Here is a 12,741-nt window from a genome sequence, read left to right as displayed (position 1 = left end):
AATGATTGTATTCATAACCGATGTTTTTTTTAAAATTATTTGTCTGTTAATCAGTTTTTTGTGATTTTTTTTTGATTAGCAATCATTGCTTTTTTGCATAGGAACGTATAGGGTTAATATAAAAACGCAATCATACATAAAGTGAAAGAAGAAAGACTACAGCTGCTTTTTAAAAAATATATGCGGGATAGCCTAACGGCTGAAGAAGCCAAAGAGCTGGAAAGATATATTGACGACCCTTCGTTGGGGCCACAGCTGCAAAATAGCATAACAGAAGAAGCAAATAGATTCGAGGAAAATGGAGCTATTGCTGACCAGGACATAGATGCTATAGTGGAAGGCTTAGAAAATAGGGTTCAACAACGTTTAGACAAGATGAAAAGAAACAAACAGGTGCCTATACCGCTTTATTGGCGTTACGCGGCGGCCATTATTGTAGTGTTTCTATCTGTAGGTTTACTCTTTTATCCGCTTAGTAACCGACTTGGTTCAACTCAACATTTTTCTACGATCAAAGATATACCTCCAGGCACCAATAAGGCAACTTTGGTACTGGCTAACGGAAAGTCTATAGCACTTAAAGAAAATGTGGAAGGTATCAATGTAACAGATCACCTGATCCGTTATGACGATGGTACTGTGCTGTTGGATCATAGCAACTCACAATACCTAAAGTTGGTCGTTCCAAGGGCTGGAAAGTATAAGCTTAAGCTTTCAGATGGCACCCAGGTATGGTTAAATGCGGCCAGTTCACTGAAATATCCAAGTACTTTTCAGGGAGCAGAGCGTGTAGTTGAAGTGCAGGGGGAGGCCTATTTTGAAGTACAACATGATAGCGAGCATCCTTTTGTTGTGAAGACTGCAAAACAGACGATTAAGGTGTTGGGCACGGCATTTAACATCAACAACTATAGTGATGACAAGGCGACCACTACTTTGGTGCATGGTAAAATAGCACTTACCTCGGTAAGGGGAGCATACAAGGTGCTTGCGCCGGGCGACCAAGCCATCATTAAGGGAGATATCTTTACAATCAACAAAGTCAATACACAAGATTATATTGCTTGGAAGGAAGATCTGATCGTGCTTAACGATCAGGATATACACGATGTTTTTAGGCAGCTTGAACGATGGTATGATGTAGAGTTTGTGAATATAGATGTCATTAAAGCTAATAAGACACTATCTGGGGAAATACCGAGGAACACAAATCTATCTGCCATATTACAGGCGCTCGAAGAACAGATACATGTCAAATTTGAAATTAATGGAAGGAGAATTATGATAAAAACTTAACCCAAAAAACATTGGGCTGGACATAAAAAACCGCAGATGCTACGAACACCTACGGCTAATTGCCAGGCCATAAAAAAGAGATAAATGCTAACACCTATTAATCATTAACCTAACTATACAAATGTATGGATTATAACATACTTGTCAAGGAATCCGGGCGTATTCTTCGCTTGAAGGGAAGGCTTGGCAATAACATGCTGGCATATTACAGATTGATCATGAAACTAACCCTGTTTTTGACGTTTTTTTTTACTTTCGAAGTAGCTGCTTATACACATGCACAAAAAATTAATATAGAAGTTAAAAATGCTCCTATGAAAAGTGTATTGCAGGAACTTAGGAAAAAAAGCGGTTACGCTTTTATATACAATGATCGCGATTTAGATAAGGCTGCGCCAGTTTCTGCAAAAATCAATGACCAAGAACTACTTGAAATATTGCCCTTTATTTTTGAAGGCCAGCCCTTATCCTATACCATAAAAGATAAGCTGATCAATATTACGCCAAAGAAAATGGCCAATGGCACTAATATTTCGCTAAACATGGCCTACCAAGAACCTATTATCGGCCGTGTAATCGATGAGAAAGGCCAGCCCTTAGCGGGAGCTACCATATTTGTTTTAGACAAAGATGGCAAAAGAACCAACAAGCAGACCGCAGCCGATAGAGAGGGTAATTTTCAGCTCATAGGCGTAGCTGATGGAGCCATACTCGAAGTGTCTTATTTGGGGCATGTGCCCACTAAAATAGCGGCAAAAGCTCAGCTGGGTGCCATAACTTTGAAGCCTTCCGTAACCGAAATGAAAGAAGTTGCTGTAGTGGCTACCGGTATGACGGTGCGTGATAAGGAAACTTTTACAGGGGCAGCATCCGTTTATTTGGGCAAAGAACTTAAGGCTGTTGGAAATGTGAATGTAATCCAGAGTTTAAGGTCATTAGATCCCTCGTTTTTATTGATTGAGAACAATCTTGCTGGTTCAAATCCAAATGTTTTGCCAACTATAGAATTACGCGGACAAACCAGTATTACTACCACATCGCTCCGCGACGAGTTTTCAGACGATCCGAACCAACCATTGTTTATTTTAGATGGTTTTGAGGCTTCGCTAAGAACAATTGTAGATTTAGACATGAACCGTGTATCTTCTATTACGGTACTAAAAGATGCTGCTTCAACAGCCATTTATGGTTCTCGTGCCTCTAATGGGGTAGTGGTAGTAGAAACCATTCAGCCAAAGGCAGGACAAATTCGCTTAGGCTATACCACCGATATGACTTTAGAATATCCAGATTTAAGCGCATACAACATGATGAATGCATCGGAAAAACTTCAGTTTGAAAAGTTGTCGGGTGTTTACAATGCCCCATCAGCCTATCCCGAAATGCAAAATGCTTATTATGACCCCTTGTATTCGCAAAAACTACAGCAAGTGGTCAGTGGCGTTAACTCTTATTGGTTAAGCGACCCTTTGCAAACAGGTTTTTCGCAACGCCATACTTTATACGCAGAAGGTGGGTCACAAGCATTGACTTTTAATGCTGGGGGTAATTATCGTGTGTTACGTGGCACTATGAATGGTTCTGGTCGAAAAGATTGGGGAGTTCGTCTTAACTTATCTTATCGTAGCCATAAACTCAAAATAAATAACAACGCTTATGTAAATGGCTATAGGGCCGACGAATCTAACTATGGTAGCTTTTCTACCTGGGTAAATATGAACCCTTATTATGAAAAGGTCAGTGCAGCTGAACCGTATGTGTTCAGTTTTTATGATTCGAATAGTAACACTTACTACAATCCTAATGTACCAACAAGTTATATTCGTGTAAGTAATCCACTCTATAATGCAAGCTTAAATAGTTTCGATTATGCCAGTAATGTTTCTATAACAAACAATCTACAGCTTATTTACGACCTGTCTAAAGCTTTAAGAATACAGGGTTCTCTCCAGGTTTCTAATAGTTCTACTGCTACAAATGTCTTCAAATCACCATTGCATACTAGTTTTGAAGATGTAGAGCAACTGAAAAAGGGAACCTACCAATACAAGCAAACTACGGGCTTATCTTATACCGCTAACGCCATGGTTTCTTATGCCAAACATACAGGTAAGCATGCTTATCAGGTCAATTTGAGGGCAGAACTACAAGACAAGACCAACAGACTTAAAGGTTTTATAGCTGAAGGTTTTCCTACTTCTACCAATGGTAATCCACGTTTTGCCTATGGTTATCAGGAAAATGGTAGTCCTCTTGCTGTGAATAGTGTTTCAAGACGTAATTCTTTGATTGCTAATGGATATTATTCTTATGACGAAAGGTATAATGCAGACGTTTCCTTTACTTATGATGGATCTACATCTTTTGGGGTTCAAAATAGCTATCAACCATTTGCTTCTTTTGGTTTAAGTTGGAACATCAATAAGGAAAAGTTCCTGAAAGCTGCTGACTGGATTGATAATTTAAGGCTAAGAGCTTCGTATGGGGTAACAGGTAACCAGAATTTCACTTCTGCAACTTCCATATCTACTTATAGCTACATGACGAGTTTTAATTATTTTGGACAGGGCGTAGAACTGACAAAATTGGGCAATGCCAACTTGAAATGGCAGAATACCTATCAGACGAATTTAGGCTTAGACGCGGCATTGTTTAACAATAGGTTCACCCTACAGGTTAATGCCTATCGCAAGTATACAAACCCATTAGTAATTGCCATCGGTTTGCCTACTTCTACCTCATTGGCCGACTATGCCATTAATGCTGGCAATTTAAATACCAAAGGGATAGAAGCTAATATCCGCTTTGCGCCAATATATAAACCTGCAGAAAGGTTTACTTGGTTTGTAGGGGTAACAAGTACGGTGATGAGCCAAAAATACAATGGCTTTAATAATATTCTATCGGGATTAAATGAAAGCCTGCAGTCACTAAATTCGCTTACACGTTATAAAGATGGCTACGATTTTTATGACCTATGGACCGTACCTTCCTTGGGCATAGATCCTGCCAGCGGTAGAGAGATTTTTCTCAAAAAAGATGGTACCCAAAGCTTTACCTACAGTTATGACGACGTGGTTAAAGTGGGTAACAGTCGTCCAGATTTCCAGGGAGTGATTAGTAACACTTTGTCCTATAAGGGGCTAACCTTTGCAGTGTATGCGCGTTACATAATTAATAGAGACGTTTGGAACGATGCGCTTTTTAACAAGGTGGAGAACGTATCACTGAATAGGATTATTAACAACAATTTAGATGCCAGGGCATTATATGACAGGTGGCAACAACCAGGAGACCAGGCACAATTTAGGGCTGTTTCATTAACCAGTACCACCAATATGTCGTCTCGTTTTGTACAAAAAGAAAACGCTTTATCTATAGAATCTGTAAGCTTAGGATATGAGTTTAAAAAGAATAAATGGATGGATAAAGTGGGCGTTTCTAATTTAAGGTTAAATGGATTTACCAACGATCTGTTTTACCTCTCAACGGTAAGAAGAGAACGCGGTGTAGATTATCCCTTCGCCAGATCTTTTTCATTTAGCTTAACGGCAAATATCCAATAATGTAAATCTTATGAAGAAATTAAAATACTTATTTTTTATCCTTGTATTACCTATATTATTAGGTTCATGCAGTAAATGGCTCGATGTACAGCCAGAGGATAAATTAACAGAACAACAGATTTATTCCTCGAGAGGAGGTGTGGCCGAGGTAATAAATGCCTTGTACCTAAAACTTGGTTCCAATAATCTCTATGGACAAAATCTCACCTTGGACAAGTTGGACTTGTTTGCACATCGATACCATGCTTATGCAACTAATTCAAGGTATTATAATTTTATCCACCATAATTACGAAGATGAGACCGTTAAAGCGTCTATAGACAATATATGGAAGGGATTATATGAAGTAATTGGCAATGCCAACCAGTTTTTGGCCAATCTTAAAAAATACCCTGGTGTATTAACCAAAGCTCAAGAAGAGCAGTACATGGGAGAGGCTTTAGCAATTAGGTCTTTGGCCCATTTCGATCTTTTGCGTCTTTTTGGACCGGTATATGCTCAAAATCCTATGGCACCTTCTATACCTTATTATCGTAACCTTGGTGCAGAAGTAGGCAGTTTCTTACCTGCAAATGTAGTGCTCCAATATATTTTGGAAGATTTAGATCAGGCAATCGTTTATTTAGGTAAAGACCCCATTATTAATCAAAATGGCACAGATAACTATAATAATTATCGATTGAATCTGTATGCTACATTGGTGCTCAAAGCTAGAGCATTGATGTGGAGAGGCGAGGCAGCTGATAAAGCGAAAGCATTGGTACTGGTTAAGCAAGTAATTGCCAATGCGGCTAAGTTTCCTTGGGTTACCCATGCAGAGGTTACAGGAAGTGCAGCAGATGCAAATAGGATATTCTCTACCGAAATTCTCTTTGGCACCTTTAACAATAAACTTTATGAACAGCAGAACTTATTGTTCTCTTCCAGTATATCAGAATTGCGTATTCTTTCTACAGGACCAAGTAACTATGTGGATAATGTATATGAAGGCAACCAAGGCGATTATCGCTTTGTATATTCTTGGCCATATCCTTCTGGTGGTGCAGTTACTTTCAGGACCTTTATCAAATATCAGGACATGTCTACTTCTACGCTCACCCGTAGGTTTACCATTCCCTTAATTAGACTAAGTGAAGCCTATTACATAGCGGCAGAGTGCGAAACAGACCAAAATCAGGCTTTGGATTACCTAAATACGGTGAGGCAGAAGAGAAATCTATTGGTGAATATTACCAATTACAATAACTTAAGGAGCGAACTTACCAAAGAATATTTGAAAGAGTTTTATGGTGAAGGGCAGTTATGGTATTATTATAAGCGTAATCAATTTACGAGCATACCTAGTCCAAATACCGTATCTGGAGCAGGTAATTTCTCTATAGCGCTTTCTACTTATGTATTTCCGATACCTGATTCGGAGCTTAATTCACGTTAAATTGTACGTTATATGTATAACAGAAATAAATTATCAATTACTTTAATAGTGGCTACTTTAGTTTTGGCAACTTGGTCGTGTAAGAAAAAAGACTTAACCTTATATGATGAGACCGCCAACGGTAGTAGCGTGTATTTTAAAGAAGCCATTAATGCCAAAACCCAGCTGATAAAAACCATATCATTTGGTTACGAGGGCTATAGTGTGAAAGATTCAATAGTGGCTATCCCTGTAGCGGTTACCGGGTATCCAAGTAATCAAGATAGGCCTTTTAAGCTAAAACTTACTGATGCCACTACGGCAATAGCCAATCATCATTACGCTTTCCTTCGCGAACCCGTTATTCGTGCTGGTAGGGTGGTAGATACCCTGTTGTTGAAGATTAACAGAACTGCCGATATGACCACTACTCAGTTTGCAATAGATCTACTTTTAGAAGAAAATGAGACCTTTACTACTCGCTTGGTTGATCCAACTAAAATTTACCTTAAGTATACGGTCTTGGTGGATGATATTGCGGGTATTTCCCACTTATGGACAACCTCTGTTAGGGCCACCGCCGTATTGTCTTATTTTGGTACATATTCGCGTAAAAAGGTAGATCTCATGTTAGAAGTATTGAAACTAGACCCCGCTTTCTTTTATGATACTTCTGCTACCGCACCAACCGTTACACAGGTACTTTCCTACTCAAGATATATGTTCTATTGGCTTAACAAAGAAGCCGCAGAAGGACGTATCTATTTGGATGAAAAAGGAGAAGTAATCAAAATGGGTCAATATGCAGGTTAGTTAGATCATAATAACATTAACATGTTTAAATGGAAATTATGAAACATCATGGCTTAACATCTTCGGATTTATGCCGACGGTTTCATCAAAAAACAAATTTATGCAAATGAAAAAACAATATCAGGGCGTCCTTGTGGCCATTACCCTTTTGGTAGGAATAAGTATTATGGTTACCGGATGCCGTAAAGATTTAGGGAATTATACCTATGATCAAATAGATTCACTAGCGATAGGCAATATATTGGAAAGCTATCAGTACAGTACGGGTATTTCTGCTAATATTCAGCCAGAACTTAAGTTTCTACGTGGAACATCTTTTAACGAAAACGATTATAGTTACGAATGGGCTGCTTATACCGGTAATACCTCTACTAAGAAAATTATACATACCGAAAAAAACCTGGATGTAGCACTTCCATTGCCTATAGGCAGATACACGGTATATTATGTAGTTAAACAAAAATCAACAGGCATTACTTGGCAAAGAAGGTTTAATCTTGAAGTATTTGGAGCTTTCCAGCCTGGTGGTTGGTTTGTACTGAATGATATTTCGGGTAAATCGAGATTAGATTATTACCAAGAAAATCGAGATACTTGGAATTCCTTTCCCGTCATTTATCGTGATTTAACCTCACTTATAAAGGATGTTAATACAGGTAATTCAATGCAACTTAGTGGCAAACCGCTGTCAATTACGGCTTTTTACAATAAAGATGGGGTTAACGCCAGTTCGCATTATCGTCTTTATATCAATACAGACAAGGAAACTGAATGGATTAATGTGACCACAGGTTTTACTTGGGATAAGTTACGCTATGCTTTTAGCAATGAAACGGTTTCGGGAGAACCTGCTTCCGTTTCGGCGATATATCCAGGGACTACAGCTTGTGCATATGCTTATAAAGACCACCAACTTTACCTATACCATCAAGTTTACTCCTTATATGGTACGCCAGTTAACCGTATATCAGGTATTGCTGGTACTTTCCCAATATCAGAGCATTTTGCCGCTCCATATAATACGGCTATGCATGCCATCTTTTTCGATACCCAGAACAAACGTTTCCTCAGAAGCTTTATGTCTTCGGTTGGGGCTACTGTGCTAAATATATCTGGACAGGGACTTAATTTGGCCAATGTAGGTAAGGATTTGGTTTGGATGGGATATACAAGATCTTTTAATGGGCAAGCCGTTGCGATATTAAAAGATGCTGGTCGTTATTATTTAGCACGACTTGGTTTTCCTTATCCTACTACTACAGCTACTGCCATTACCATTAATGTAACTTCCTTTGAAGATATTACCGATCGATTAACTGGTATCGCCACAGCAGATAAATTTGTGCTCGATCAACAATATGGCTACTTATTTTATGTGAGTGGTAGTAAGCTCTACCAGTATGATATGGATAATAAAACTGTTAAAGTAGCCAAGGATTATGGGAGTAGGGCGATATCGCTGTTAAAAGTGAATAGGCTTACCTTAACGAGTTCTTCAACAAATATTTCAGGAAGACTGCTTTCCCCAGGCTATGGTATTATTGTGGCCAGTTATGACGTACAGAATCCAAACACTTCGGGAACAGTCGAATTTTTTGTGGCATCTGCATTAATGGGAAATCTGACTACCTCTACCGAAACCTTTAGCGGTTTAGGCAAAGTAGTAGATATAGCCTACAGTGAGCTTTAAACATAAAATTAGTGCGGATTTCGCATGATTAATCATCAGTATTAAATTTTGAATATGAAAAAAATAATTTTATTTGCGGTGTTGATATTGCCATTTTCGGTTTTTGCACAGCAGTCATTTACAATTAAAGGTAAGGCAGGTGCACTCAAAGATGGCAAAAAAGTTTACCTATCCTACTTCTCTAAAACAGGAAATGTATTAGATTCAAGTACTATAAATAAAGGACAATTTTCCTTTAAAGGACGCATTAATGAGCCTTCAAAAGGTACTTTGTCACTAAAACCCGAAATAAAAGGGGATAAGAAAGATGCATTGGTCCTATATTTAGAACCAGCTACCATTTTAATTGCTGTTGCCGATTCGTTGAAATATGCACAAATTACAGGATCTGCTGTGAATGCAGATGAGGCAGTACTTAGGGAATTGGCCAAATCGGCACAAGATGAGATAAATACGGTAAATGTAGCGTATCAGAAAGCAACCCCTCAGCAAAAAAGAGAAGCCGAATTTATGAGGTCTTTCTCTAAGCGTTATACAGAAGCCACAGAAAAGTTATTGCAGATACAGCTTGCATTTGCCAAAGCACATCCTAATTCCTTTGTTAGCATAGAAGCTTTAACATCGTTAGCTTCAAAAGAAAAACTTTTAGATGAGGCAGAGAAGGTATTTTTGGCCTTGTCGCCAGAAGTTAGGCAAACTAAAGCGGGGAAAGCCGCTGCAGAAACTTTTACAGCAGCTCAGAAAACTAAAATTGGACAACCAGCCATTACAATTATCCAAAATGATGTTAACGGAAAACCTGTAAGTTTGGCCGATTTTAAGGGGAAATACGTCCTAATTGATTTCTGGGCTTCCTGGTGTGTGCCGTGCAGAAAAGAAAACCCGCATTTGGTTAAAGCATACCATCAGTTTAAGGATAAGGGTTTTACCATATTGGGCATATCACTAGATAAACCCGATGCTCGTGATGCCTGGATAAAAGCAATAGCCGACGATCAATTGGAGTGGCCCCAAGTGTCTGATCTTAAATTTTGGGATAACGAAGCGGCCAGAGCCTATGGTGTAAAATCCATCCCGTCAAATTTTCTGATCGATCCAAATGGAAAGATTATTGCCAAAGGTCTTAGAGGAGAAAGGCTTGCTACTAAACTTGCCGAATTGATAGGCAGTGAAACGAACGGCAAATAGTGCATTAACAGGCTCACCAAATCCAATGTGCTAAAGTAAGTCTTGTTAAGGTGATCTTCATCTTGGCAAGACTTAACTTCTTAAAAACTTTAAATGATTTTTTTTCGAACTGCTCATTGATAAAGTTTTTTTTGTAACAAAAACCATCTTAAATAGCTAAATCTTCTTACTGATTGGCAAAAGGCCAGGTCGAAATTTATTATCGCTACCCACTTCCAATTCTTATTGCCTATCTCCGAGAAATTGTTTATGGGTTCAGACAAATAGGAATAACAACCAAAAGGTATAAAGAAACAGCGCTTTTTAAGGCTTATGCTAATTTTATACAAGATAGTGATAAGCACGTACGTTATTTATTGGCAGAATAATGGGCTATTGATTTTAGCTCTGTGGTCTTAACTTCGTTTATTAAATGATCCACATTTCCTTGTATATTGCAACTTTATGGCGTTAAAGGGTGGTTATGGTAAATGAAAGTGAAAAACCTGAATTTTGGGAATCTAGTTTTATTGAAAAGCAAGAAATGTGGGGTCTTGAACCTTCAAGATCGGCCATATTGGCAAAAGATTTTTTTATAGAGAAATCAGTAAAAAATATACTTATTCCGGGAATTGGCTATGGCAGAAATGCGCAGATTTTCAAAGAAAATGCAATAACCGTAACAGGAATTGAGATCTCAAAAACGGCTATTGAAATGGCAAGAAAGCATTATGGAAGAGAGATGATGATTCATCATGGATCTGTAACCGACATGCCATTCGATAACTACCTGTACGAAGGCATATTCTGTTATGCGCTGATCCATCTACTTGATGCCAGTGAACGGAAGAAATTGATCGAGGATTGTTATCGCCAACTATCAGATCATGGCTATATGATTTTTACGGCCATTTCCAAAGAAGCACCCAATTATGAAAAGGGTAAGCTTATAAGCAAAGATCGTTATGAAATCTTTGAAGGAGTGAAGATGTTTTTTTACGACAGAATATCAATTCAATCAGCATTTGGAAAATTCGGACTATTTGAAATCATAGAAATTAAGGAGAACCAGCCATTTTTTTTAATTAAATGTAAAAAAGAAAAATAGATAGATTGGCTATAGCAACAACTTCTATCTAAATTTTAATGTTGTTTTTCGGTTTTCTTGTTTGGTTTTCTTTTGGATGATTGATTTCTGTTTGGGCTTTTTTGAACCTTATTTAACTGTTTTCTAATGTAGATATGTTTTACATTGCCCTTACCACTTTCCCTTTCATCCACTTCCAGTCCTTCTATGCTCTTGATCAATGGGAGCAATTTGGTGAAACCATAGTTTCTGGAATCAAAATCGGGTTTTTTCTTGATCATTAAACTGCCAAGGTCACCAAGGTAGGCCCAGCCAGACTCATCTGCAAGATCACTAATACTGTCAGAAAAAAGCTTGATGATCCCCGAATCGACTGTGCTCAAAGGTTGTACTTTTTGTGATTTTATGGAGGTTTCTTCTTTGTTGGGGAGGGTGGTGTCTTCAACAGGAAGTGGGTTGAGACTAAGTATCTCAATATAGATAAATTTATCGCAGGCCGTTATAAAGGGTTTTAAAGTCTTTTTTTCACCTATGCCAATAACCTTCATGCCGGCTTCACGTAGCCGGGTAGCCAAACGGGTAAAATCACTATCGCTAGATACAATACAGAAACCATCCACTTTTCCAGTGTACAGGATATCCATAGCATCGATAATTAGCGCACTGTCGCTCGAATTTTTTCCGCTTGAATAGCTGTACTGTTGTATAGGGGTAATGGCATTTTCCAAGAGCACTTTTTTCCAGCCAGAAACCGTTGGTTTGGTCCAATCTGCATAAATCCTTTTAAAAGTTGGAGTGCCATATTTAGCAATTTCCTCGAACATTTCCTTTACATGTACATAGGGTACATTGTCTGCATCGATTAATACCGCAAGTTTTAAATCTTTTTCCAACTTCATGGAGTTTAGTTTATAAATCTTTTTCCCAAATATAGGTTAAAGTTAGACATTCTTTACTTAAGCAGATTATCGTGGCAATTATAAATGCTTAACGAAGCAATTAAGAGCTTCGCTTTTAAAAGAGATAAGAAAGCTGAAAAATGATTTTATAACAAACCGGATGTTTGGTATCTTTGATGTTATGGAGAATGCTTATAAACGTAAAAAGGAGCCGGAAGTGAATAGGCAATTGATTATTGATGCAGCTACCGAGATTGGAGCGAGAGAAGATTGGCATCAGGTTACTTTTAAGGCCATTGCCGATCAGACCGGACTGAGTAAGGGAGGTATCATACATCATTTTAGGAACAAGGAAGAGTTATTGGAGGAAATGATGAAACAAGGGCTTGATGAATTGACCGAATCGGTAAGACAATATAAGTTGGATAGTGGTCCTTTAGAAAAAGATGGTAGTTTGGCCTATCTGAAATTTATTGTCAGTAAGAGTGATGATGAGCATTATAGAAAGAAAATGCGAATTGTTCTTCAGGCCATTATGGCCTATGGGCATTATAAGGAAATGTGGGATCGTTGGTATCAGGAAAATATATTGCCGCCAGAGGGGGATATAGATGTACACGGACTGATCACCATGTTGGTTGCCGATGGCATATGGTACACCGAAAACTTGGGTTATGCTGTGCTAACCGAGAAGAATAAGCAGGATATAATTGACTATTTAAAAAGAAAACCATGAAGTATTTATGTCTTGTGCTGGCCATCTAAGTTCTGGTTTTCTGAATGCTGTTAACCAGTTTACTATTTATTCT

General features: G+C 38.3%; 9 protein-coding genes. 8 read left to right on the top strand and 1 reads right to left on the bottom strand.

The genetic code is table 11. The features are described 5' to 3' along the window. Positions 1-141 precede the first annotated feature (141 nt). From JHD79_RS02355 to JHD79_RS02325, 7 genes are all read left to right on the top strand, one after another. Positions 142-1,296, top strand: coding sequence for a FecR domain-containing protein (locus JHD79_RS02355; RefSeq protein ID WP_199117493.1), 1,155 nt, complete (start codon positions 142-144; stop codon positions 1,294-1,296). A gap of 125 nt (positions 1,297-1,421) precedes the next feature. After that, the gene (locus JHD79_RS02350) at positions 1,422-4,862 is read left to right on the top strand and encodes a SusC/RagA family TonB-linked outer membrane protein (protein ID WP_199117492.1); all 3,441 of its coding nucleotides are present in this window, start codon (positions 1,422-1,424) and stop codon (positions 4,860-4,862) included. A gap of 10 nt (positions 4,863-4,872) precedes the next feature. Beyond that, complete coding sequence (locus JHD79_RS02345) at positions 4,873-6,297, top strand: RagB/SusD family nutrient uptake outer membrane protein (RefSeq protein ID WP_199117491.1); 1,425 nt, start codon at positions 4,873-4,875, stop codon at positions 6,295-6,297. Positions 6,298-6,309: 12 nt separating this feature from the next. Further along, positions 6,310-7,089 carry a DUF4843 domain-containing protein gene (locus JHD79_RS02340; protein ID WP_199117490.1) on the top strand — a complete coding sequence of 260 codons (780 nt, stop codon included), beginning with the start codon at positions 6,310-6,312 and terminating at the stop codon, positions 7,087-7,089. 106 nt (positions 7,090-7,195) lie between these two features. Further along, on the top strand, positions 7,196-8,779 hold the full coding sequence (locus JHD79_RS02335; RefSeq protein ID WP_199117489.1) for a PKD-like family lipoprotein: 1,584 nt from the start codon (positions 7,196-7,198) through the stop codon (positions 8,777-8,779). Between the two features lie 54 nt (positions 8,780-8,833). Next, entirely contained in the window at positions 8,834-9,967 is a 1,134-nt protein-coding gene (locus tag JHD79_RS02330) for a TlpA disulfide reductase family protein (RefSeq protein ID WP_199117488.1), read from the top strand. 463 nt (positions 9,968-10,430) lie between these two features. Continuing rightward, on the top strand, positions 10,431-11,054 hold the full coding sequence (locus tag JHD79_RS02325; protein WP_199117487.1) for a bifunctional 2-polyprenyl-6-hydroxyphenol methylase/3-demethylubiquinol 3-O-methyltransferase UbiG: 624 nt from the start codon (positions 10,431-10,433) through the stop codon (positions 11,052-11,054). Between the two features lie 35 nt (positions 11,055-11,089). On the opposite strand, the gene JHD79_RS02320 is transcribed toward JHD79_RS02325, so the two are convergent. Beyond that, positions 11,090-11,932: an NYN domain-containing protein gene (locus tag JHD79_RS02320; RefSeq protein ID WP_199117486.1), complete on the bottom strand. Its 843-nt coding sequence runs from the start codon at positions 11,930-11,932 to the stop codon at positions 11,090-11,092. 160 nt (positions 11,933-12,092) lie between these two features. Here JHD79_RS02320 and JHD79_RS02315 point away from each other — a divergent pair, with 160 nt between their 5' ends. Further along, positions 12,093-12,668 carry a TetR/AcrR family transcriptional regulator gene (locus JHD79_RS02315; RefSeq protein ID WP_199117485.1) on the top strand — a complete coding sequence of 192 codons (576 nt, stop codon included), beginning with the start codon at positions 12,093-12,095 and terminating at the stop codon, positions 12,666-12,668. Positions 12,669-12,741: the final 73 nt, after the last annotated feature.

The sequence above is a fragment of the Pedobacter sp. ASV28 genome, from assembly GCF_016428855.1.
GTDB lineage: Bacteria > Bacteroidota > Bacteroidia > Sphingobacteriales > Sphingobacteriaceae > Pedobacter.
The sequence above is the reverse complement of the archived record's forward strand: the minus strand, read 5'-3'. Positions and strand labels throughout refer to the sequence as shown.